We start from the raw sequence: 22831 nt of genomic DNA, 5'->3' as shown, positions 1-22831 counted from the left end.
CGGGAGCCGCGAACGAAAGGACGGCCGGTCATGGACCCGCGTACTTCCCTCGACCCCCGCTACAGCGATCCCCGGGCGGCCCCGCTGCCCTGGTCCGACGCGGCCGCCCGGCTCGCGGCGGCCGAGGTCTTCTGGCTGACGACCGTCCGCCCGGAGGGCCGCCCCCATGTCACGCCGCTCATCGCGGTCTGGTCGGCGGGGGCCCTGCACTTCTGCACCGGGCCGGACGAGCGGAAGGCCCGCAATCTCGCCGAGAACGCGTCGGTGGTCCTCACCACCGGCTCCGGCGCGCTCGACGAGGGCCTCGACCTGGTGGTCGAGGGCGAGGCGGCCCGGGTGACGGACGAGGACCGGCTGCGGGCCCTGGCGGCGGCGTACACGGAGAAGTACGGCCCGGATTGGCGGTTCGGCGTGCGGGACGGGGCGTTCGTGGGCGACGGTGGTACGGCCCTGGTGTTCGCGGTCGCGCCTCGTACGGTCTTCGGCTTCGCCAAGGGCGAGCCGTTCGGCCAGACCCGCTGGCGTTTCCGAGGAGCAGAGGAGCAGACGTGAACTGGACCCTGGAGGTCGTCCCGGTCCCCGTGACCGACATGGACCGGGCCAAGAAGTTCTACGGCGACAAGTGCGGCTTCACGATCGACCTGGACGACGAGGTGGCACCGGGCATGCGGATCGTCCAGGCGACACCGCCGGGCTCGCGATGTTCGATCGCGATGCTGAGCGGCATGCCGACGATGCCGGGCACCAAGGAGATGGCCCCCGGCAGCCTGCACGGCCTCCAGCTCTGCGTCACGGACATCGAGGCGGCGCGGGCGGAGCTGGTCGAGCGGGGCGTCGACGTCTCGCCCGTGATGCACGTCGGCGAGAAGGGCTGGGAGGACGGGAAGGGCGACACCTGGAACTCGTTCATGACCTTCGAGGATCCGGACGGCAACGGCTGGGTGGTCCAGGAGGCCCCGTCGGAGCTGTCGGAGCGCTGAGGGCGGTCACGGCCTCCGGGGTCCAGTGCCCGGCCGCGCCGGGGCAGCCGGCGAGATAGGCGGCGGTGTCGGCGGGGCTCCAGGCCCCGGCCAGGTTCAGCCCGGCCGCCAGCTGCCGCAGGTACGCGGCGGAGGGCGGCCGCAGCTCGCCGGAGTCCGCCGGCACCGGCATCGGCCACGGCGCGGTGAAGGTGAGGACGGGCAGGCCGTCGAGGAGGCCGGGAGAGACGAGGGTCTCGTACCGGCCCGGCCCGAGCGAGCGGCGCCCGGTGGCGAGCACCTCGGCGAGATCGAGGTCGGTCCCGGGCGGCCGGTACATCTCCTGCGCGGCGATGTCGGAGAACTGTCCGACGGTGAGCAGGTGGGCGACGCCGCGGGCGGTGCCGTCCGCCGACGGGTCGTAGAAGGCCCGGCCGCCTCCCCACACGGGCGACTCGGTCGCGAAGTAGACGCGCCCGGGCATCAGCAGGGCCACCGACCGCTCCGGCGGGCTCGGGTCCCGGCACCCCGGAAACGTCCGCGCGGCTCCGGGCGGACGGCCGCCGGCGAGGTAGTACCCGAGGCGCTCGGCATGCGTGTTGGAGCCGTAGGCGGCGTACCAGACGCGGGAACGGGATGATTCCGGCATACGGCCAGACGGTAGCGGCTGGAGCCGGTCTGGAACCCCACGGAGAGCCGGTCTAGAACCCTACGTAGAAGTGGACGAGCTTCTCGTCCGCGGCGACGCGTGCCATCCCGGCCGCCTCCATCACCCGGTGGGAGGGCGGGTTGTCGACGTCGGCGTCGCCCTTGACCCCTTCGGCGCCGGCCTGCCGGGCGAGCTCCAGGACCGCCCGCAGGGCCTCGGAGGCGTACCCGTTCCCGCGCACTCCGGGCGTGAGCCCGTACCCGATGGTGGCGACCCCCAGCTCGTCCGGCGGCCCGTGGAACCCGATGCCGCCGACGGCGACACCGCTGTCCCGGAGCCGTATCTCGTAGAGCCGGAACGCCCCCGGGTCCCCCCGCTCGGCGACCCCGCGCAGGAACCCGGTGCTCGCGCGGACGTCCCCGGCCCCGGGATACCCGTCGCCCCACAGGTCCTGGTCCCCGGGCTCCCCAGCGAGGATGCGCTCGGCCTCGGCCACGCTCAACGGGTGCAAAAGAAGCCGCTCGGTGGCGACAGCACTGATCTTCACCGGGGCAGTGTGAGCCGCTCCCCGTCCGCCGGGCAACGCATTTCCTCCGGCAACGGCCGGGCCGGTGGCTGCCCGCCACCGGCCCGGATCGTCAAGTCCCCTACAGGACCGGCAGGTTCTTGCGGAGCTCGAAGGCGGTGACCTCGCTCCGGTACTCCTCCCACTCCTGCTTCTTGTTGCGCAGGAAGAAATCGAAGACGTGCTCGCCGAGGGTCTCCGCGACCAGTTCGCTCTTCTCCATGAGGGCGATCGCCTCGCCCAGGTTCTGCGGGAGCGGCTCGATGCCCATCGCGCGGCGTTCCGCGTCGGAGAGGGCCCAGACGTCGTCGTCGGCGCCGGCCGGGAGTTCGTAGCCCTCTTCGATGCCCTTGAGGCCGGCCGCGAGGAGGACCGCGTACGTCAGGTAGGGGTTGGCGCCCGAGTCGATGGAGCGGACCTCGACGCGGGACGAGCCCGTCTTGCCCGGCTTGTACATGGGGACGCGGATGAGGGCCGAGCGGTTGTTGTGGCCCCAGCAGATGTACGAGGGGGCCTCGCCGCCCGAGCCGGCCGTGCGGGAGGAGCCGCCCCAGATGCGCTTGTACGAGTTGACCCACTGGTTGGTGACGGCGGAGATCTCGCCCGCGTGCTTCAGGAGGCCCGCGATGAAGGAGCGGCCCACCTTGGAGAGCTGGTACTCGGCACCCGACTCGTAGAAGGCGTTCCGGTCGCCCTCGAAGAGCGACAGGTGGGTGTGCATGCCCGAGCCGGGGTAGTCGGAGAACGGCTTCGGCATGAAGGTGGCCTGGACGCCCTGTTCGAGCGCGACCTGCTTCATGACCAGGCGGAACGTCATGATGTTGTCCGCGGTGGAGAGGGCGTCCGCGTAGCGGAGGTCGATCTCCTGCTGGCCCGGCGCGCCCTCGTGGTGGGAGAACTCCACCGAGATGCCCATCGATTCGAGCATCGTGATCGCCTGGCGGCGGAAGTCCATGCCGACGTTCTGCGGGGTGTGGTCGAAGTAGCCCGAGTTGTCGGCCGGGGTGGGCCGCGTGCCGTCGAGCGGCTTGTCCTTCAGGAGGAAGAACTCGATCTCGGGGTGGGTGTAGAAGGTGAAGCCGAGGTCGGAGGTCTTGGCCAGGGCCCGCTTGAGGACGTACCGCGGGTCCGCGAAGGACGGCGAGCCGTCCGGCATCAGGATGTCGCAGAACATCCGGGCCGTGCCCGGGGCCTCGGCGCGCCACGGCAGGATCTGGAAGGTGCCCGGATCCGGCTTGGCGATCATGTCCGATTCGTATACGCGGGCGAAACCCTCGATCGCCGAGCCGTCGAAGCCGATGCCCTCGTCGAAGGCCTGCTCAAGCTCGGCGGGCGCCACGGCCACCGACTTGAGGAAGCCCAGCACATCGGTGAACCACAGGCGCACGAAGCGGATGTCGCGCTCCTCGAGCGTACGGAGCACGAATTCCTGCTGCTTGTCCATTTCCACACCCATCCTCGCTGGTCAGGCCGCCTGCTCCCACCGCCTCCGATGCATCGGGGGGCACCTGAGCATCCCACCACATGGTTTCGCGCACGTTGCACACCCATAGTGCCTGCTCGGGTGTGACGCAGGTAACGGGAGGAGGCGGATTCGGGGGTGTCGTGATCGTTCGCCGGTACCGAGTGGTACCCCGTTCGGCCCACGGAGGGCTCGCGCCCACTACGATCTGCGCCCATGGGGGCCACGCGGCTCGTACGCCTGTTCCGACACGCGCGTCCCATGGCACTGGTGAGTGCCGTGGCGACGCTCCTTGCCGCGCTCTTCGTCTGTCTGGGGACCGGGCCCGGGCCCGACCCCCATCACGAGGCGGCCCCGGAGGCGTACGGCGCACACGCGTCGGTGGCCGTGGCCGAGTACATCTGCCCGTACGAACGCGACGGCTGCTCCCTCGTCCCCTCCCTCTCCCCCGCGGTGCTCAGCGCGGCGCCGGTCGACCCCCCGCTCCACGCGGAGGGCCGGCTCCCGCGCCTCGACCCGCCCTCCGGTGACGGCCCGGCCCGCCGGTCCGGCGTCCGGCCGCGCGCGCCGGACCTGCACGTCCTTCAAGTTCTCCGGACATAGCGGCGGCGGGCCTGCCGCCCGCTCCCCGCGTGTCCCGCTCCGAACTCCACCCCATCCCTGAAGAAGGACGACATCACCATGGCCGCCAACCGCTCCGCCAACGCCGACCGCCGCGCCCGAATAGAGGAGATGCGCCGCGCCGAGCAGTCCCGCGAGCGCCGCAACCGTCTGATCACCATCGGCGTCTCCGGAGTCGTCGTCCTCGGCCTCGTCGGCTTCGGCACCTTCGTGCTGCTGAAGAAGTCCGACGAGCAGGACGCGAAGGAGGCCGCCGCCAAGGCCCCCATCAAGGCCGAGCAGACCTGGGACGCGAAGAAGCTCGGCCGCAACCACGTCGAGACCCCGGTGAAGTACGACATGAAGCCGCCGGTCGGCGGTGACCACCACCCGGTCTGGATGAACTGCGACGGCGTGGTCTACGACAAGGCGATCAACGACGTGAACGCCGTGCACTCGCTGGAGCACGGCGCCGTCTGGGTGACGTACAACAAGAAGGCCGACAAGGCCGACGTCGAGAAGCTGGCCGAGAAGGTCGGCAAGACCAAGTACACGCTGATGAGCCCGGTGGACGACCAGACCGGATCGATCATGCTGTCCGCCTGGGGCAAGCAGGTGACCGTGGACAGCGCCACCGACCCGCGGATCGACGCCTTCTTCACGAAGTACGTCCAGGGCCCGCAGACCCCCGAGCCGGGTGCCGCCTGCACCGGCGGGGTCGACCAGTGAGCAGGTCGGTGAGCCGGTCGGCGAGCGAGGGGACCGGGGCGGACGAGGAGTTCGCGCCCGCCGCGCGGCGCCGGGGCGGGCGGACGCAGTGGGCGGCCGTCACCGCCGTCGCGCTCGCGCTGCTCTTCGCCGGGGGCGCCGTCACCGTCGCCTCCGCCGAGCGCGACGAGGCGCCGCGTACCCCCGCGACCGACTCCGCGGACGCCGGCTTCGCCCGGGACATGTCCGTCCACCACCAGCAGGCCGTCGAGATGTCGTTCATCGTCCGGGACCGCACCCGGGACGAGGCGGTGCGCCGTCTCGCGTACGACATCGCCAACACCCAGGCCAACCAGCGGGGCATGATGCTCGGCTGGCTTGACATGTGGGGGCTGCCGAAGCTCCAGTCCGGTGTCGAGCCGATGGCCTGGATGGGCATGGGCGGCATGGGCGGCAGCGGTGACCAGGACGGCGCGCTGATGCCGGGCATGGCGACCAACGCGCAGATGGACGCCTTGCGCAAGGCGAGCGGCCGGGAGGCCGAGGTCCTGTACCTGAAGCTCATGACCGAGCACCACAAGGGCGGGGTCCACATGGCCGAGGGCTGCGTGGCCAAGTGCGCCCCGGGCGTCGAGCGCGACCTCGCGCAGGGCATGGTCGACGCGCAGCGGTCCGAGATCCTGCTGATGGCCGACATGCTGAAGCAGCGCGGGGCCTGAGCCGCGCGGGGCCTGAGCCGCGCGGCGGCCCGATCCCGCAAGGCCTTGACGGCCCCCGTGACCCCTTGCGGTCGCGGGGGCCGTGTCGCGCGCCGACAATGGGTGGGCTCGGGGACGTTCGTGCGACGACGTCGACGAAAGGTACGCAGCTCATGACCACGGCGAAGGACATCATGCATCCCGGGGCCCAGTGGATCCCCGCACACGAGACGCTCGACCGTGCCGCGCAGATGATGCGCAACCTGAACGTGGGCGCGCTGCCCATCGCCGACGAGAACGAACGGCTCTGCGGCATCCTCACGGACCGCGACATCGTGATCGGCTGTGTGGCCATGGGCCACGATCCGGCCAAGATCACCTGTGGCGAGATGGCCAAGGGCACCCCGCGCTGGGTCGAGGCGGGCGCCGACGTGGGCGCGGTCCTGGAGGAGATGCAGAGCCACCAGATCCGGCGGCTCCCCGTCATCGAGGGCAAGCGGCTCGTCGGCATGATCAGCGAGGCGGATCTGGCCCAGCATCTGTCGGACGAGCAGATCAAGGGCTTCTGCGCGAGCGTCTACGCCGCGACCTGACCCGGGTGCAGCACGGCTCGGGCCACCGCGTCCGGGCGGTCCAGCATGACCAGATGGCCCGACGGCACGGCCGCCTCGTAGGAGGCGCCGAGCCGTCGGGCCAGCGCGCGTTGCCGGCGCTCCCAGCGGGCGGAGCCGTCGGGGGCGGCGAGGACGGTGACGGGCAGGCCGGGCGGGAGGGGGAACCGCTCCCGCAGGTCGAGGAGTTCGGCGGCGACGGCGCCGTAGTGGGCGTTCTCCAGGAGGGTGCCGCGCAGGACCCGTGAGGTCCCGTAGACGCGGCGGATCAGCTCCGTGGGCGCCGGGTCCCGCCGTACGGATGCCCGGCGGAGGGCCGGGCCGAGCGCGGCGGGGACGCCGGCGGCGGAGAGCGCCCTGCCGAGGACCCGGGAGACGGCGGTCGTACGGGAGGGGCGGGGGTGCTCCTCCACCGAGGAGTCGACGAGGACAAGTGCGGCGGTACGGGTGGGGTGGAGGCGGGCGAAGGCCTCCGCGTGGAACCCGGCGAGGGAGTGGCCCACGACGGTGACGGGGACCTGGTGGCCGCCCGGCACGTCCAGCCCGCCCAGCGCGTCCGATGCGTCCAGCGCGTCGAGGAGCGACGCGATCCGGGCCGCCTCGCCCGCCGCCGTCGGCGGCGCGGACGCGGGGGCGGAGAGGCCGTGGCCGGGGCGGTCGAAGCGGACCACGGTGCGGTAGGGGGCGAGCAGCGGCACGACCGGGTCCCAGTCGAACCAGCTCAGGCCGAGACCGGCGCTCAGGACGCAGACGGGTCCCGAGCCCTCGACGACCACGTGGTGGGCCACTCCCCCGATCCGTACGAAGGTCATCGCGCCCGCCTCCGCACGAGGGAGCCGGCGAGGACGGCGAGCCACACGGCCACCAGGAGGACCTGGAGCCGCTGGCCCGCGCCCAGCGACCACGTGCCCTTGCCGGCCTCGAAGGCGGCGACGGCCGCCAGGGTCCAGGCGGTGGCGGCGAGCTCCAGGACGACGAGGGCCGGGCCGGTACGGGCGAGGGGGCGCCAGTGGCCGTACCGGCAGGCGGCCACGGTCAGGGCGACCATCGCGGCGAGGGCGCCGGTCATGGCGAGGCTCGAACTGACGGCGTGGGCCGTATGGGTGGCGGGCACGAGACCGGCGGTCTCGCGCGCCGCGCACTCCGGGTCGGCGGTGGGGGTGCAGCTGAGCGGGAGCCGGGAGTCGGCGACGGTGGCGGCCCCGAAGACGGCGAGGGCGATCCAGCCGCCGAGCGCCCAGGGGCCGTGCCGCCGGGGTCCTCGGGTCGCGGCGAGCCCGGCGAGCGCGCCGGCGAGGACGAGGAGGCCGGCCGCGAGGTCGGTGGCGCGGAAGAGGCCGCCGAGGGGCTGGTCGGCGGCGGCGAGCTCGGAGACGTACGTCCGGACCGGGTCGAGCCCGGTCCGGACGAGGACTTCGAGGAGCCAGGCGGTGTACGCGAGCGCGCCGAGGCCGAGCAGGACCGCTGCCGCTCTCGTCGCCTTCTCGGGCACCTTTCCGGGCATGGTGGTTCGAACGTCAGGGCGTACCGGAAGGTTCCCTGTGGTCGGGGTGGACCCAGCTGGGCTTGCGGTACTTGAGGAGCGCGGCCGGGATGGCGATGCCGAGGACGAACAGTCCGCCGCCGACGATGAGCAGGTAGCGCCAGAGCGGCTGGTCGCCGAACTGGTCGGGCGGGACGAAGCCGATGACGAGCGCGGCGACGGAGGAGACGAAGCCGATGCCGGCGACCCACTGGACAGCGGGGACGCGGAAGCCCCGTTCGACCTCCGGCCGGCTCCTGCGGAGCTTGACGACGGCGACGAACATCAGGAGGTACGCGATCAGGTAGATCTGCACGGTGATGACGGAGAACATCCAGTAGGCGCTGGAGACGTTGTCGCTGAAGGCGTACAGGACGCCGATCAGGGTGGTCACGACGCCCTGCGCGATCATGATGTTCTGCGGGACGCCGTTCCTGTTGAACTTCTGGAGCGCGGGCGGCAGGTAGCCCTCCTGCCGGGAGAGCAGGACGAGGCCCTTCGCGGGTCCGGCGAGCCAGGTGAGCATGCCGCCGAGGGCGGCGCAGACCAGCATGAGGCCGACGACCTTGGTCATCCAGCCGATGGAGAAGTGGTCGAAGAAGGCCTGGAAGGCCTGCATGAGTCCGGCGGTGAGGCTGAGCTGCGCCGAGGGCATGACCCAGGCGATGGCGAGGGCCGGAAGGATGAAGATCAGCAGGACGAGGCCGGTCGCCAGGAACATCGACTTCGGGTACTCGCGCTTGGGCTCGCGCAGCGAGGAGACGTGCACGCCGTTCATCTCCATGCCCGCGTAGGACAGGAAGTTGTTGACGATGAGGACCAGGCTGGCGAGGCCGGTCCACGGCGGGAGCCAGTGGTCGGCGCTCATGGGCTGCGCGGAGGGGTTGCCCTGGCCGAGGAAGACCAGGCCGAGGACGACGAGCAGGACGCCGGGGATGAGGGTGCCGATGATCAGGCCGAAGGAGGAGAGCCCGGCGATCGCCTTCGTCCCGCGCGAGGAGATCCAGACCCCGCTCCAGTAGACGACGACGATGACGATCGCGACGTAGAGACCGTTCTCGGCGAGGGAGGGGTCGATGACGTACGCGAAGGTCGAGGCGACGTACGCGAGCAGGCTCGGGTAGTACGCGATGGTCATGGCGAACTGGCACCAGACCGCGAGGAATCCCAGCGGCTTGCCGAGGGCCTCGCCGACCCAGCGGTAGATGCCGCCGGACCAGCCGGAGGCGAGCTCGGCGCCGACGAGGGCGGTGGGGAGCAGGAAGACGATGGCCGGGAGCAGGTAGAGGAAGATCGCGGCGAGGCCGTAGATGGCCATCGACGGCGAGGGCCGCAGGCTCGCGACGGACGCGGTGGTCATGAAGGCGAGCGTCAGCCAGGAGATGCTGTTCATTCCCGGGGGACGCCCCCGGACCCCCTGCCTCTTCGTGCCGTCGTCCTGGACCGTCGCCGCGTCACCGGCGGTGGGACGTGCCGACTCTGCCGGGTCGTCAGTGGTCGTCATGGGCCCATGATCAGCGGGGCGGGGGCGGGCCGCATGTCGAGAGCGCGGGCGGATCGCAGGTCGGGCGCGAGGCGGACCGCAGGTCGGGCGTGGGGCGGGCGTGGGACCTGCCGGGGCGTTTTCCGGGACATCGCGTCGGTGTGACGATTACACTGGCCGGGTGCCTCAACTACGCCTCGCCCTGAATCAGATCGACTCGACCGTCGGAGACATCGCCGGGAACGCCGAGGCGATCGTCCACTGGACCCGGCACGCCGCCGGACAGGGCGCGCATCTCGTCGCGTTCCCCGAGATGGCGCTGACCGGCTACCCCGTCGAGGACCTGGCCCTGCGGCCCTCCTTCGTCGAGGCGTCCCGGGAGGCCCTGCGCGGGCTCGCCCGGCGGCTCGCGGACGAGGGCTTCGGCGAGCTGCCGGTCGTCGTCGGCTACCTGGACCGTTCCGAGCGGGCCGCGCCGAGGCTCGGCAGGCCCGCCGGCTCACCGGAGAACGCCGCCGCCGTGCTGTACCGCGGCGAGGTGGCGCTGCGCTTCGCCAAGCACCACCTCCCCAACTACGGCGTCTTCGACGAGTACCGCTACTTCGTCCAGGGCGACACCCTGCCGGTCGTCCGCGTCCACGGCGTCGACGTGGCCCTGGCGATCTGCGAGGACCTCTGGCAGGAGGGCGGCCGGGTCCCGGCGGCGCGCGCCGCGCGGGCGGGGCTGCTCCTGTCGGTCAACGCCTCGCCGTACGAGCTGAACAAGGACGACACGCGGCTCGAACTGGTCCGCAGGCGGGCCCGGGAGGCCGGTTGCGTCACGGCGTACCTGGCGTCGACGGGCGGTCAGGACGAGCTGGTCTTCGACGGCGACTCGATCGTCGTGGACGCGGCGGGCGAAGTGATCGCGCGCGCCCCGCAGTTCGTCGAGGGCAGCGTGATCGTCGACCTGGAGCTGCCGGCGGCCGACCCGGAGGCCCCGGAGGGGGTCGTGGGCGAGGGCACCGGCGACGGGCTGCGGATCGACCGGGTGGTGCTTTCCGGGAAGCCGCTGCCCGCGTACGAGCCGGAGCTCGCGGGCGGGTACGCGCACCGGCTCGACGACGACGAGGAGGTCTACTCGGCCCTGGTCGTGGGACTGCGGGCGTATGTCGCGAAGAACGGTTTCCGCTCGGTCCTGATCGGGCTCTCCGGCGGCATCGACTCGGCGCTCGTCGCGGCGATCGCCTGCGACGCGGTCGGCGCGGGGAACGTGTACGGGGTGTCGATGCCCTCCAAGTACTCCTCCGACCACTCGCGCGGCGACGCGGCCGAGCTGGCCCGCCGCACCGGTCTCCACTACCGGACGGTGTCGATCGAGCCGATGTTCGACGCGTACATGGCGTCGCTGGGACTCACCGGCCTCGCCGAGGAGAACCTCCAGTCCCGGCTGCGCGGCACGACGCTGATGGCCCTCTCCAACCAGGAGGGCCACATCGTCCTCGCGCCGGGCAACAAGTCCGAGCTGGCGGTGGGCTACTCGACGCTGTACGGCGACTCCGTCGGCGCGTTCGGGCCCATCAAGGACGTCTACAAGTCGACCGTCTTCCGGCTCGCGCGCTGGCGCAACCGGGCCGCCGAGGACCGCGGGATGACCCCGCCGATCCCGGAGGACTCGATCACGAAGCCGCCCAGCGCCGAGCTGCGCCCGGGCCAGGTGGACACGGACTCGCTGCCGGACTACGACGTCCTCGACGGGATCCTCGCGCTGTACGTGGACGCGGACCGCGGCAAGGACGAGATCGTGGCGGCCGGCTTCGACGAGGAGGTCGTCGCGCGGACGCTGCGGATGGTGGACGCGGCGGAGTACAAGCGACGGCAGTACCCGCCGGGCACCAAGATCTCTGCGAAGGGCTTCGGCAAGGACCGCCGGCTCCCGATCACGAACCGCTGGCGGGAGACGACGACGTCCCCCTGACCGTCCCGGCCCTCCTGTCGTCGGGGTCGAAGGGGCTTCCCGCCACGACGCGGGAGGCCCCCTCCGCCGTCGCGGGGGCCCGGTCGAGCAGGCCCGCGAGCGCCGCGATCGCGAGGCCGACGACCGTGAGGGCCGCGCCGACGAGGGCCGGGGAGGTCCAGCCCCAGCCGGCGGCGACGGCGGCGCCGCCCGCCCAGGCGCCGCCGGCGTTGGCGAGGTTGAAGGCGGAGTGGTTGGAGGCGGAGGCGAGCGTCGGGGCGTCCTTGGCCTTGCGCATGACCAGCATCTGGAGCGGGGTGGTGGTCATGAAGCCGACCGCGCCGAGCACGACGACCGTGACGAGGGCCAGCCACGGCACGTGGACGGTGAAGCGGAAGGCGACCAGGGCGAGGACGAGGGCCGCCAGGGAGCCGTACAGCGTCGGGCGGAGCGCGCGGTCGGTCAGCGGGCCCGCGGCGAGCGCCCCGCCCGTCATGCCGAGGCCGAAGAGGGCGAGGACGATCGTGACGGTGGACTCGCCGAAGCCCATCACCTCGGTCGTCATCGAGGCGAGGTAGGAGTACACGGCGAAGACGCCCGCGAAGCCGAAGACCGCGGTGAGCAGGCCGAGGAGCACCTGCGGGCGGCCGAGGGCCCGGATCTCGCGGCCCAGGCCCTGCCGCTCGTCCAGGGGGACGTACGGCACGAGGCGGGCGAGCGCCACCATGGCCAGGAGGCCGATGACCGTGACGACGAGGAAGGTGGCCCGCCAGCCGAGGTGCTGGCCGAGGAGGGTCGCGGCCGGTACGCCGAGGATGTTGGCGACGGTGAGGCCGAGGAACATCGTGGCCACCGCCCGCGCCTGCCGGTCCTCGGGCACGAGCCGGGCGGCGACGACCGCGCCGACGCCGAAGAACGCCCCGTGCGGGAGTCCGGCGAGGACCCGCCCGGCGACGAGCCAGCCGAAGCCGGGGGCGAACGCGGAGGCGAGGTTGCCGACGACGAACAGGGCCATCAGCAGGAGCAGCATCCGCTTGCGCGGGATCCGCGAGCCGAGGGCCGTGAGCAACGGGGCGCCGACGACCACGCCGATCGCGTACGCGGAGACGAGGTACCCGGCGGTGGGGACGGAGGTGCCGAGGTCGTCGGCGACGTTGGGCAGGAGGCCCATCATCACGAACTCGGTCGTGCCGATGCCGAAGGCGGAGACGGCGAGCGCGAGCAGCGCCAGGGGCATGGGGAGAGCCTTTCCGGAATGTCCCGAAGATAGTTCTTCGTCGGAACAAAGACTCTCAGGTGGATTCTTCCCCGCGGCTTCCGGGGGATGAAGGGAAGGTTTCGCCCCGACCCTCAGAGCTTCACGCGGGCGGCGATCGGGAGGTGGTCGCTCTTCGTCTCCGGCAGCGCCCAGGACGACATCGGTTCGACGCCCTTCACCATGATCTGGTCGATCCGGGCCATCGGGAACGAGGCCGGCCAGCTGAAGCCGAAGCCGTCGCCCGCCGCGCCCTGGGTGGAGCGCAGCTGCGAGGTGACCGCGTTGAGCGAGCGGTCGTTCATGGTGCCGTTGAGGTCGCCGAGGAGGACGATCCGCTCGTGCTTGTCGTGGGAGATGGCCTCGCCGAGGGCGTTGGCGCTGTTGTCGCGCTGGTTGGCGGTGAAGCCCGCGTTCAGCTTGACCCGGACGGACGGCAGGTGGGCGACGTACACCGCGACCTCGCCCTGGGGGGTCACCACGGTGGCGCGCATGGCGCGGGTCCAGCCCATCCGGATGTCGACGGGCTGCGCGGCGCGCAGGGGCAGCTTGCTCCAGAGGCCGACCGTGCCCTGGACGGAGTGGTACGGGTACGCCTCGGCCAGGCCCCGCTCGTACGTCGGGACCATGTCGCCCTTGAGCTCCTCCAGGGCCAGCACGTCGGCGCCGGACGCGGCGAGCCCGCGGGCGGTGCCCTCGGGGTCCGGGTTGTCGGCGTTGACGTTGTGGGTGGCGACGGTCAGGTCGCCGCCGGAGGCCGACTTGTCGGCGACGAGGCCGCCGAAGAGGTTGAGCCAGACCACGGACGGCAGCAGCAGGGCGATCAGGGCGGTGGCGGAGCGGCGTACCAGGGCGAGTACGAGCAGCAGGGGGACGAAGAGGCCCAGCCAGGGCAGGAAGGTCTCGGTCAGGCTGCCGAGGTTGCCGATCTTGTTGGGGATCTCGGCGTGGAACACCATCAGGAGGGTCAGCGCCACCGCCGCGGCGGCGATCAGGATGCCCCGGCGCCAGATGCCGCGGTCGCGGCGGAGGCCGTCGAGGGCGGTCCGGAACCGGGATCCGGAACCGGTGGGCCCGTTCCCGTCGCCGCCGTACTCGGTCTCCGTCATGTCCACCCGCGCCATCGCACTGTCCTCACTGCTGCCTTGCCGTCTTGCGTGACCCGGTGCCGACACTAGGCGATCCCGGGTCCGTCGTACTCCCCCAGGGACGACACTCGCGCGTGGCGGGTTCCTGCAGGTGGCGCGGGCGGGGGCCCTGTGACAGAACGCGCACATTCGTCCGGGCCGCCGACCGGGGCGGCGGGCGGATCGGGCACGGGGCGGATCGGGTGCGCGGGCGAATCAGGCACGGGGCGGATCGGGTGCGCGGGCGGATCAGGTGCGGGGGCGGAGGCCTTCCATGACGGTGTCGACGATCCGCTCGGCGAGGCCGGGCTCCAGGGTGCCGCCGGGGCGGATGACGGTACGGAGGAGCAGGGGGCCGGTGAAGAGGTCGTTGACGAGCTCGACGTCGAGGTCGTCGCGGAGCTCGCCGCGCTCCATCCCGCGCCGCACCGCGTCCAGGCCGAGGCGGCGGCGCGGCTCGATCACGGTGTGGTGGTACGTGTCCCACAGCTTGGGATAGAGCTGCATCTGCGAGAACACGTTGTGGAGGAGGGCGGAGGTCCGCTTGGCGAGGCCCCGCTGCCGGATCGACTCCAGGAGCGTCACGAGGTCGTCCCGGACCGAGGTGCCGGGCAGCACCGGGTCCGGGAGCTCCACGGAGCGGAGCAGGTCGACGAAGAGCTCTTCCTTGCCGGGCCAGCGCCGGTAGATGGTGGCCTTGCCGACGCCGGCGGTGCGGGCGAGCTTCTCGATGGACAGCTCGGCGAGCGGGGTGCCGCCCTCCAGGAGCGTGATGGCCGCGTCGAAGATCGCCTGCTCGGCCGCCTCGCTCCGCGGCCGCCCCCGCCGGGCGGGCCCGGCCTCGGGACCCGCCTCGGGGCCCGGACCCCCGCAGCCCACGGGCCGCGGCCCGTCGTCGTGGGGTTCCGGGGTCCCGCCGTCCTGCAGCGACACGTGCGCTCCGCCTCTCCTCCGGTGGCCGGCCGTCGGCCTATCGACGGGCCGATTCTCCCGCCTCGGCGCCGGGCCCGGGTACGGCGGCCCGCCGGGCGGCACCGTCCGGAGCGGTGGCGTCCGGTGCGGTGGCGTCGGAAGTGGCACCGTCCGGAGTGGCACCGTCCGGAGCGGTGGCGTCGGGACCGGCGCCCTGCGGCGTACGGCCCGGGAGGAAGCCGGCCACCACGGCCGCGCCGATCAGGGCGATCACGGCGGAGGCGACCGCCGTGACGTGCATGGCGCCGAGGAAGGCGTCGTACGCGGGGGCCACGAGGTCCCGGCCGGCCGGACCGAGCTTCTCCGCGACCGCGAGCGTCGCCTCGATGGACTCGCCCGCCGTGTCGCGCAGGGCCGCCGGGACGCCGCCGAGGTGTCCCTCGATCTCCCCGCGGTACGTGGAGGACAGCACCGACCCGAGGACGGCCACGCCCATCGCGCCGCCGACCTGCCGGAAGGTGTTGTTGACCGCCGAGCCGGAGCCCGCCTTCTCCCGGGGCAGCGCCTGCATGATCGAGACCGTGACCGGCGGCATGATGTGCGCCATTCCGGCGCCCTGGACGAAGAAGACGACCTCCATCGCCCAGATCGGCGTCGAGGCGTCGAAGAAGGCGAAGGCGGCGAGGCCCGCGGCGACGAGCAGCATGCCGACGGTGCACACGGCCTTCGCGCCGAAGCGGTCGACGACGAGCCGCGCCCGGGGCGAGAACACCATCTGGGCGACGGCGAGCGGCAGGATCAGCAGCCCGGACTGGAGCGCGCTGTAGCCGCGCACGCTCTGGAGGTAGAAGGCGGAGAAGAAGGTCACGCCCATGAGGGCGAAGAAGACGAGGGCGATCGCGGCGACGGCCGCCGAGAACGCGGGCTTCCTGAAGTACGCCATGTCGATGGCCGGGTGGTCGCTGCGCCGCTCGTGCAGGACGAAGAGGACGAGGACCGCGAGGCCGCCGAGGACCGGGGCGAGGACGGTGACGTCGGTGAAGCTCGCGAGCTCGCCGCCGCGGATGATCCCGTACACGAGGAGGACGAGTCCGAGGACGGAGAGCAGTACGCCGGGTACGTCGATCCGGCCCGGCTTCGGGTCACGGGAGTCGGGGACCAGCCAGATCATCAGGGCGAGGGCGAGGAGCACGACGGGGACGTTGACGAGGAAGATCGATCCCCACCAGAAGTGTTCGAGCAGGATGCCGCCGGCGATCGGTCCGATCGCGATGCCCAGGCCGACGCCGCCGGCCCAGATGCCGATGGCCTTGGGCTGCTCGTCCCGCTCGAAGACGTTCATGAGGACGGAGAGGGTCGCGGGCATGACGAACGCGGCGCCGAGGCCCATGACGGCCCGGTAGGCGATGAGCTCGTCCGGGGAGCCGGAGAGGGCGGCGAGGGCGGAGCCGATGCCGAAGACGGTGATGCCGAAGAGCAGCACCTTCTTGCGGCCGAGGCGGTCGCCGAGCAGACCTGAGGTGAAGAGGAGGCCGGCGAAGACGAGCGTGTAGGAGTTGATCGCCCACTCCAGCTCGCTCTGGGTGGCGCCGATGCCGGTGGGCGCGGGGGCGGCGATCGTCCTGACCGCGACGTTCAGGATCGAGTTGTCGAGGACGACGATCAGCAGGCTGAGCATGAGGACGCCGAGGACGGCCCAGCGGCGCCGGTGGACGGCCTCGGGTATCCGGGGCGGGGCAGGGGCAGGGGCGGGAGCAGGGGACGGCTGCGACATGCCGATCACCCTAACCCTATTTCGATACGAGACCGTCTCGTATCGAAAAACCTGGCGGAGTCTTTACGCGACGTCCTTACGCGACGTCTTTACGCGACGCGGGACGTTGCACCGGTGTGAACAGCGCCACTCCGGCCCACTTCCCCGCCCGCCCGGCGAAGTGCCACCATGGATGTGGTCCGGGGACGCCGTCAGGGCGCCTCGAGATGACGAAGGAGCCGTTCCCCATGACGCTTCAGGCTGCCCAGAAATCACCCGCCGACAGCAGCAAGTCGCTGTACGGCGGCCAGGGCACGCGCCGCATCACCGTCCACGACATCGCCGCCGCCAAGGCCCGCGGCGAGAAGTGGCCCATGCTCACCGCCTACGACGCGATGACCGCGTCCGTCTTCGACGAGGCCGGCATCCCCGTGATCCTCGTCGGCGACTCGATGGGCAACTGTCACCTCGGCTACGAGACCACCGTGCCGGTCACGATGGACGAGATGACGATCCTCTCCGCCGCCGTCGTCCGGGGCACCAAGCGCGCCCTCGTCGTCGGCGACCTCCCCTTCGGCTCGTACCAGGAAGGGCCCGTCCAGGCCCTGCGCAACGCCACCCGGCTGATCAAGGACGCGGGGGTCAACGCGGTCAAGCTGGAGGGCGGCGAGCGCTCCCTGGCCCAGACCGAGCTGCTCGTCCAGGCCGGCATCCCCGTCATGTCCCACCTGGGCCTCACCCCGCAGTCCGTCAACACGATGGGCTACCGGGTGCAGGGCCGTACCGACGAGGCCGCCCACCGGCTGCTCAGCGATGCCAAGGCGGCGCAGGACGCGGGCGCCTTCGCGGTCGTCCTCGAACTCGTACCGGCCGAACTGGCCGCCGAGGTCACCCGCTCGCTGCACATCCCGACCATCGGCATCGGCGCGGGCGCCGGCACCGACGCGCAGGTCCTCGTCTGGACCGACATGGCCGGTCTGACCGGCGGCAAGGTCCCGCGCTTCACCAAGCAGTACGCCAACCTCCGCGAGACGCTCGGCGACGCCGCGCGCGCCTTCGCCGAGGACGTCTCCGGCGGGGCGTTCCCCGCCGAGGAGCACACCTTCCACTAGTTCGACGGAGAGTCCCCCGAAGCCACTGCGGCACCTCCGACAGCCCGCCGACATCCCCCATCGGCGGGCTGTCGGTCGTCTGTCGGGGGATTGTCGGTGGCGGCTGGTGTAGTGGCTGCCATGACGCGATCACACACCAACGCCGTCGAGGTCCGGGGCCTCGTGAAGCACTTCGGCGCGACGAAGGCCCTCGACGGGGTCGACCTGGACGTCCGGGAGGGCACCGTCCTCGGGGTCCTCGGGCCGAACGGCGCCGGGAAGACCACCCTCGTCCGCTGCCTGTCCACCCTCCTCGTCCCGGACTCCGGGACCGCCACCGTCGCCGGCTACGACGTGGTGAAGCACCCCCGCCAACTGCGCCGCACCATAGGCCTCACCGGCCAGTACGCCTCCGTCGACGAGAAGCTCTCCGGCTGGGAGAACCTCTACATGATCGGGCGGCTGCTCGACCTGTCCCGGCAGGACGCCCGACGCCGGTCCGACGAGATGCTGGAGCGCTTCTCCCTCACCGACGCCGCCAAGCGCGCCGCGATGACCTACTCCGGCGGCATGCGCCGCCGGCTCGACCTCGCCGCCTCGATGATCGGGCAGCCCTCCGTCCTCTACCTGGACGAGCCGACGACCGGTCTCGACCCGCGCACCCGCAACGAGGTGTGGGACGAGGTCCAGCGGATGGTCTCCGAGGGCGTCACCGTCCTCCTCACCACCCAGTACATGGAGGAGGCGGAGCAGCTCGCGAGCGAGCTGACCGTCATCGACAAGGGCAAGGTCATCGCCAAGGGCGGCGTCGACGAGCTCAAGGCGAAGGTCGGCGGCCGGACCCTGAAGATCCGCCCGGTCGACCCGGACCAGCTGTCCGCGATGGCCGCCGCGCTCCGCGAGACCGGTCTCGACGGCATCGCCGGCTCGACCGTCGTGCCCGACGAGGGCGCCCTGTACGTGCCGATCCTCACCGACCAGCAGCTGACCGCCGTCGTGGCGCTGCTCGGGGCGCGCGGCTTCGGCATCGCCCACATCGGGACCCATCTGCCCAGCCTGGACGAGGTGTTCCTCGCGATCACCGGCCAGAAGACCGACGTGTCCGACGCGATCAGCGAGGAGGTCGCCGCGTGAGCACGACCACGACCACCACGACCACTGCCACCAAGGCCCCCGGCGACACCCCGAGGACGGCTCCGGCGCGCCCCGCGCCGTCCGCCGAGGGCCGGATCGGGCTGCGGGCCAATCTCCGCCACATCGGCGCCCTGGCCCGCCGCAACGCCCTCCAGATCAAGCAGGACCCGGAGTCGATGTTCGACGCCGTCCTGATGCCGATCATCTTCATCCTGCTGTTCGTGTACGTCTTCGGCGGCGCGATCTCCGGCAAGGGCAACAACGACGTCTACGTCAACTACGTGACGCCCGGCCTGATGGCGATGATGGGCATGAACATCGCCATGGCCGTCGGCGTGGGCATCAACGACGACTTCAAGAAGGGGGTCATGGACCGGTTCCGGACGATGCCGATCGCCCGGTCCTCCGTCCTGATCGCGAAGATCGTCGTCGAGGTCGGCCGGATGCTGATCGCCACCGCGATCCTGCTCGGCATGGGCTTCCTGCTCGGCCTGGAGATCCACACCTCGGTGCTCCACCTCTTCGCCGCCATCGGTCTGTCGATGGTCTTCGGCGCCTCGCTGATGTGGATCTTCATCCTGCTCGGGCTCACCCTCAAGACGGCCCAGGCCGTCCAGGGCATGGCGATGCTCGTCCTGATGCCGCTCCAGTTCGGCTCCTCGATCTTCGCCCCGACGACGTCGATGCCGGGCTGGCTGGAGACCTTCACCGACTACAACCCGCTGTCGAACCTCGCCGACGCCGCCCGGAACCTGATCAACGGCGGTCCGGTCGCCCACTCCGTGTGGATGACCCTCGGCTGGGCGCTGGTGATCACGGTCGTCACGGCGCCGCTCGCGGTCACCAAGTTCCGCAAGAAGACCTGACCGGAAAGACGGGGTTCAGGACTCGGCGCGCTCACTGATCGCGTCGGCGGCGCGGCCGAGCAGGGCGGCGGTCTCTTCCAAGGAGAGGCCGCCGCCTTCGGCGTACGCCGCGGCGAACTCCTCCTCGCCGAGGACGGACCGGGTCAGCTCCGTGGCCGTGGCCAGGTTCTCCCGCTCCAGCGGCGGCGGCAGGTGCCCGGGCGGAACGAGACCCGCCCCGGCCCCGAGGAGCGTCGCCGCGAACCGCGCGGAGGGACCACCGAGGCCGGAAAGCGCCCAGGCGGCGACGACGACGTGGACCGCCGGCATCTGCGGGGCGACCATCATCGACAGGGAGCCGAGGGAGCGCTCGTACGCCTCCCCCGCGAGGGCGAGCGCGGAGCCGTACCGCCCGTCCACGGCGTCCAGCCAGGCCAGGCTGCCGAGCGTGAAGCCCTCGAAGATGGACAGGGTCTCGGAGCCGAACTCCCCCCGCAGCGCGTGCAAATGCTCGCGGGCCTCGGCGGTACGACCGCTGCGGCCGAGCGCCAGGGCGAGGAAGATGCGGGCACCGAGCAGGGGTTCGTGGCCCCAGCCGTGGCCGCCTGCCACGATCTCGCGCAGGATCGCCTCCCCCTCGTCGACCCGCCCGGTCTCGACGAGCGTCCCGGCGTACCGGGCCCGCAGGAGCGCCATCTGCGACTGGGCGCCGATACGCTCCGCGCAGTCGATGGCGGCGGCGAAGTCCTCGGCCGCCTCCTCGAACTCGAGCCGCCGCTCGTGGGCCTCCGCGCGGGAGGAGAGCGCCTCGGCCGCACCCCAGGCGTCACCGAGCCGGAGGAAGAGCTCCAGGCTCTCGTCGGCGTCGGCGATCGCCTCGACGGCCAGGTCGCCCCGGTTGGCGAACATGTTGGCACGCAGCTGGAGGGCGTTGGCGAGCTCCCAGTCGTAGCCGTGGCGCCGGCAGGCCCCGACCGTCATGTCGAGGAGCTCGCGGAGCCGGCCAGCCTCGCCGATGAGGAGGACGGCGAAGACGGCGAAGGAGCCGGGCAGCCGACAGGTCTGCGGCAGGCCGGGCTCGTAGACGGCGGTCATCTCACGGAGCCGGCGCACGCCTTCGGGGCTGGTCCAGCGCCCGGTCTCGTGGTCCATGTTGAGGAGCTCCACCAGCCGCACCCCGCGCCGGGCCTCCCAGCGCTGCTCCTCGGAGAGCGGCGGCGGGGCGGCCGTGCACGGCTCGTGCAGGGGGACGACGGGGGCGGCGGGCGGCGTGAACGGGTCGGGCCCGAGGGCGGCGGCGGCCCGGGCCCAGTGCAGGGCGTCGGTGCGGAGGTCGCGCATCTGCCAGTACCAGAGCAGGGAGTGGACGAGGACGAGCGCCTCGTCCTCGTCGCGGGCGGCGACGGCCCGGCGCAGGGCGGTGCGGAGGTTGCCGTACTCGGTGCCGAAGCGGGTGATGGCGGCGACCTGTCCGGAGCCGCGGAGCTCGGGGTCGGTGCGGCGGGCCAGCTCGCGGTAGTACGCGAGATGCCGCCGCTCGGTCGCCGGCCGCTCCCCGGCCTCGTCGAGGCGCTCCCCCGCGTACTCGGCGACGGTCTCCAGGAGCCGGTAGCGCATGCCGGTCTCGCCGGGTGCGGAGACGACGAGGGACTTGTCGACGAGGGAGCCGAGCGCTTCGAGGACGTCGGCGTGAGCGTGAGCGTGGACGGGGGCGTCGGGGTGGGCCGGGGCGTCGGCGTGGGCCCGGGCGTCGGCGTGGGTGTCGGTGCCCGCGCACACCGCCTCCGCCGCCTCCAGGTCGCTGCCGCCGGTGAACACCGACAGACGGCGCAGGACGGCCCGTTCGGGGTCGTCGAGGAGGTCCCAGGACCAGTCGACGACCGCGCGCAGCGTCTGCTGGCGGGGCAGTACGGTCCGGGCGCCCGAGGTCAGCAACCGGAAGCGGTCGTCGAGCCGGTCCGCGATCTGGCGCAGGGTCAGCATCCTCAGCCGGGCCGCGGCCAGTTCGATCGCCAGCGGCAGCCCGTCCAGGCGGCGGACGATCTCCGCCGCCGCCTCCGGGTCCTCCGCGGTGCGGAAACCGGGGCGGACCGCCGTGCCCCGCTCCCCGAAGAGGCGCAGCGCGGTCTCCGTGGGCAGCGGTCCCAGCGGGCGCACCACCTCGCCCGGCACGCCCAGCGGCTCCCGGCTCGTCGCGAGGACCCGGAGCCCGGGGCAGCGGGCGAGCAGGGTCTCGGCCAGGTCGGCGGCGGCCGCCACGAGGTGCTCGCAGTTGTCGAGGAGCAGCAGCATCCGGCGCCCGGCGCAGTGCTCGACGAGCCGGGCGAGCGGGTCGTCCCCGGCGCGCAGCTCCTCGGCTCCTGCGCCGCGCAGCACGGTCTCGCGGGCGCCGACGGCGGCGAGGACGGCCTCGGGCACGGCCTCCGGGTCGCGTACGGACGCGAGCTCGGCCACCCAGACGCCGTCGGGCCATGCCCCGGCGCCCCGCTCGGCGGCCTCCTGCGACAGCCGGGTCTTGCCCGCCCCGCCGGTCCCGAGCAGGGTGACGAGCCGCGCGCCCCGCAGGTCCTCCTGGAGGGCGACGATCTCCTCGTCCCGCCCGACGAAGCTCGTCAGCCGGGCGCGGAGGTTCCCGGGACGGCCGGGGGCCGGCGTCGGCTCCGGCCTCGTCGCCGGCTTCGGCCGCGGCTTCGGCTCCGGGGCCAGCAGCTCCGTGTGGAGGGCGCGCAGGGTCGGGGAGGGGTCCGTGCCGAGGCGGTTGGCGAGGGCGCGGCGGACCGACTCGTACGCGGCGAGCGCCTCGGCGGCGCGGCCGGTGTCCCGCAGGGCGCGGATCCGCAGGGCCTGGAGGGGCTCGTCCAGGGGGTGGGCGGCGCAGAGCGCGGTCAGCTCGGGGAGGGCCGCGGTGGCCTCGCCGAGCGCGAGGGCCGCGTCGAGTCTGGCGCGGCGGGCGTCGAGGCGGCGGGCCTCCCAGCGGGCGGCCTCCGTGTCCCGGTCCGGGAGGTCGGCGAGGGCGGGCCCGCGCCAGAGCCCGAGGGCCTCGTCGAGGAGGGCGGCGGCCCGCGCGGCGCCCCCGCCGGCGAGTGCGGCGACGCCCTCGGCGGTGAGGTGCTCGAAGCGGTGGGCGTCGACGTCCTCGGGCCGGGCGTCGAGCCGGTAGCCGCCGTCGGCCGAGATCACCTCGGTCCGCCCGAGGGCCCGGCGCAGCCGCCCGACGAGGGCCTGGAGCGCGGCGACCGCGTCGGCGGGCGGCTCGTCGCCGTACCAGACCTCGTCGACGAGGGCCGGTACGGGCACGGTCCGGCCGGCCCGCAGGGCGAGCACGGTCAGCAGCGCCCGCACGCGCGGACCGCCGACGTTCACGGCGGCACCGTCGGGCGCATGGGCGAGGGTCGGGCCGAGCAGGGAGTAACGCACGCCCCCATTCTCCGCGAGAAGCCACCCACCCCCGGAAGCGGGGCGCGCGGACGGGGGCATCCGATGCGGGGAGGGAGCGACGCAGGGCAGGAGGGACGGCCCGT

At 72.6% G+C, this 22831-nt stretch carries 21 protein-coding genes; 10 read left to right on the top strand and 11 right to left on the bottom strand.

Translation table 11 applies throughout. From position 1 onward, the window contains the following. Window positions 1–30: 30 nt before the first annotated feature. The gene (locus ACZ6K0_RS17325; RefSeq protein ID WP_469228440.1) at window positions 31–552 is read left to right on the top strand and encodes a pyridoxamine 5'-phosphate oxidase family protein; all 522 of its coding nucleotides are present in this window, start codon (window positions 31–33) and stop codon (window positions 550–552) included. Next, window positions 549–980, top strand: coding sequence for a VOC family protein (locus ACZ6K0_RS17320; protein ID WP_376404570.1), 432 nt, complete (start codon window positions 549–551; stop codon window positions 978–980). The genes ACZ6K0_RS17325 and ACZ6K0_RS17320 overlap by 4 nt, the downstream gene beginning before the upstream one ends. Here ACZ6K0_RS17320 and ACZ6K0_RS17315 read toward each other — a convergent pair. From ACZ6K0_RS17315 to ACZ6K0_RS17305, 3 genes are all read right to left on the bottom strand, one after another. After that, complete coding sequence (locus ACZ6K0_RS17315; RefSeq protein ID WP_469228441.1) at window positions 907–1608, bottom strand: histone deacetylase; 702 nt, start codon at window positions 1606–1608, stop codon at window positions 907–909. The two genes, ACZ6K0_RS17320 and ACZ6K0_RS17315, sit on opposite strands and share 74 nt — an antisense overlap. 52 nt (window positions 1609–1660) lie before the next feature. Beyond that, window positions 1661–2155 carry a GNAT family N-acetyltransferase gene (locus ACZ6K0_RS17310; RefSeq protein WP_469228443.1) on the bottom strand — a complete coding sequence of 165 codons (495 nt, stop codon included), beginning with the start codon at window positions 2153–2155 and terminating at the stop codon, window positions 1661–1663. 100 nt (window positions 2156–2255) lie between these two features. Continuing rightward, window positions 2256–3617: a glutamine synthetase family protein gene (locus tag ACZ6K0_RS17305; protein ID WP_015033133.1), complete on the bottom strand. Its 1362-nt coding sequence runs from the start codon at window positions 3615–3617 to the stop codon at window positions 2256–2258. 279 nt (window positions 3618–3896) lie between these two features. Between ACZ6K0_RS17305 and ACZ6K0_RS17300 the strand changes: the two genes are divergently transcribed. The 4 genes from ACZ6K0_RS17300 (at window position 3897) to ACZ6K0_RS17285 (ending at window position 6234) form a co-directional block, all read left to right on the top strand. Further along, window positions 3897–4238 carry a hypothetical protein gene (locus ACZ6K0_RS17300; RefSeq protein WP_376404576.1) on the top strand — a complete coding sequence of 114 codons (342 nt, stop codon included), beginning with the start codon at window positions 3897–3899 and terminating at the stop codon, window positions 4236–4238. Window positions 4239–4316: 78 nt separating this feature from the next. Beyond that, a complete protein-coding gene (locus ACZ6K0_RS17295) occupies window positions 4317–4964 on the top strand; it encodes a DUF3105 domain-containing protein (RefSeq protein WP_469228445.1) in 648 nt (215 codons plus the stop codon). A 119-nt stretch (window positions 4965–5083) separates the two neighbouring features. Further along, window positions 5084–5662, top strand: coding sequence for a DUF305 domain-containing protein (locus tag ACZ6K0_RS17290; RefSeq protein WP_376405213.1), 579 nt, complete (start codon window positions 5084–5086; stop codon window positions 5660–5662). Between the two features lie 152 nt (window positions 5663–5814). Continuing rightward, complete coding sequence (locus ACZ6K0_RS17285) at window positions 5815–6234, top strand: CBS domain-containing protein (protein WP_376404580.1); 420 nt, start codon at window positions 5815–5817, stop codon at window positions 6232–6234. On the opposite strand, the gene ACZ6K0_RS17280 is transcribed toward ACZ6K0_RS17285, so the two are convergent. Genes ACZ6K0_RS17280 through ACZ6K0_RS17270 form a run of 3 tightly spaced genes read right to left on the bottom strand, consistent with a single transcriptional unit; the run spans window position 6219 to window position 9278 of the window. Then, a complete protein-coding gene (locus ACZ6K0_RS17280) occupies window positions 6219–7064 on the bottom strand; it encodes an alpha/beta fold hydrolase (RefSeq protein WP_469228446.1) in 846 nt (281 codons plus the stop codon). The genes ACZ6K0_RS17285 and ACZ6K0_RS17280 overlap by 16 nt on opposite strands. Then, a complete protein-coding gene (locus ACZ6K0_RS17275; RefSeq protein WP_469228448.1) occupies window positions 7061–7756 on the bottom strand; it encodes a DUF998 domain-containing protein in 696 nt (231 codons plus the stop codon). Before ACZ6K0_RS17275 ends, ACZ6K0_RS17280 begins: the two co-directional genes overlap by 4 nt. Before the next feature lie 13 nt (window positions 7757–7769). Next, complete coding sequence (locus ACZ6K0_RS17270; RefSeq protein WP_469228450.1) at window positions 7770–9278, bottom strand: APC family permease; 1509 nt, start codon at window positions 9276–9278, stop codon at window positions 7770–7772. 160 nt (window positions 9279–9438) lie between these two features. Between ACZ6K0_RS17270 and ACZ6K0_RS17265 the strand changes: the two genes are divergently transcribed. Further along, window positions 9439–11214: an NAD+ synthase gene (locus ACZ6K0_RS17265; protein ID WP_469228451.1), complete on the top strand. Its 1776-nt coding sequence runs from the start codon at window positions 9439–9441 to the stop codon at window positions 11212–11214. Here ACZ6K0_RS17265 and ACZ6K0_RS17260 read toward each other — a convergent pair. From ACZ6K0_RS17260 to ACZ6K0_RS17245, 4 genes are all read right to left on the bottom strand, one after another. Next, complete coding sequence (locus ACZ6K0_RS17260; RefSeq protein ID WP_469228453.1) at window positions 11177–12430, bottom strand: MFS transporter; 1254 nt, start codon at window positions 12428–12430, stop codon at window positions 11177–11179. The two genes, ACZ6K0_RS17265 and ACZ6K0_RS17260, sit on opposite strands and share 38 nt — an antisense overlap. Before the next feature lie 113 nt (window positions 12431–12543). Continuing rightward, a complete protein-coding gene (locus ACZ6K0_RS17255) occupies window positions 12544–13572 on the bottom strand; it encodes an endonuclease/exonuclease/phosphatase family protein (RefSeq protein ID WP_376404593.1) in 1029 nt (342 codons plus the stop codon). Window positions 13573–13824: 252 nt separating this feature from the next. After that, window positions 13825–14508 (bottom strand): TetR/AcrR family transcriptional regulator, encoded by a 684-nt coding sequence (locus ACZ6K0_RS17250; protein ID WP_376404595.1) that lies wholly within the window; start codon window positions 14506–14508, stop codon window positions 13825–13827. 37 nt (window positions 14509–14545) lie between these two features. Continuing rightward, window positions 14546–16261 carry an MFS transporter gene (locus ACZ6K0_RS17245; protein ID WP_469228455.1) on the bottom strand — a complete coding sequence of 572 codons (1716 nt, stop codon included), beginning with the start codon at window positions 16259–16261 and terminating at the stop codon, window positions 14546–14548. A 227-nt stretch (window positions 16262–16488) separates the two neighbouring features. Between ACZ6K0_RS17245 and panB the strand changes: the two genes are divergently transcribed. From panB to ACZ6K0_RS17230, 3 genes are all read left to right on the top strand, one after another. After that, the gene (gene panB, locus ACZ6K0_RS17240) at window positions 16489–17352 is read left to right on the top strand and encodes a 3-methyl-2-oxobutanoate hydroxymethyltransferase (protein WP_469228456.1); all 864 of its coding nucleotides are present in this window, start codon (window positions 16489–16491) and stop codon (window positions 17350–17352) included. A gap of 120 nt (window positions 17353–17472) precedes the next feature. Beyond that, on the top strand, window positions 17473–18465 hold the full coding sequence (locus tag ACZ6K0_RS17235) for an ATP-binding cassette domain-containing protein (protein WP_376404601.1): 993 nt from the start codon (window positions 17473–17475) through the stop codon (window positions 18463–18465). Continuing rightward, window positions 18462–19331 carry an ABC transporter permease gene (locus ACZ6K0_RS17230; RefSeq protein ID WP_376404603.1) on the top strand — a complete coding sequence of 290 codons (870 nt, stop codon included), beginning with the start codon at window positions 18462–18464 and terminating at the stop codon, window positions 19329–19331. Before ACZ6K0_RS17235 ends, ACZ6K0_RS17230 begins: the two co-directional genes overlap by 4 nt. Window positions 19332–19346: 15 nt before the next feature. Here the strand turns inward: ACZ6K0_RS17230 and ACZ6K0_RS17225 are convergent, their stop codons facing one another. After that, the gene (locus ACZ6K0_RS17225; RefSeq protein WP_469228459.1) at window positions 19347–22727 is read right to left on the bottom strand and encodes an AfsR/SARP family transcriptional regulator; all 3381 of its coding nucleotides are present in this window, start codon (window positions 22725–22727) and stop codon (window positions 19347–19349) included. Between the last annotated feature and the right edge of the window lie 104 nt (window positions 22728–22831).

Source organism: Streptomyces sp. NPDC042346 (genome assembly GCF_055581845.1).
Note: the sequence above shows the minus strand (reverse complement) of the source record. Positions and strands in the feature narration are given on the sequence as shown.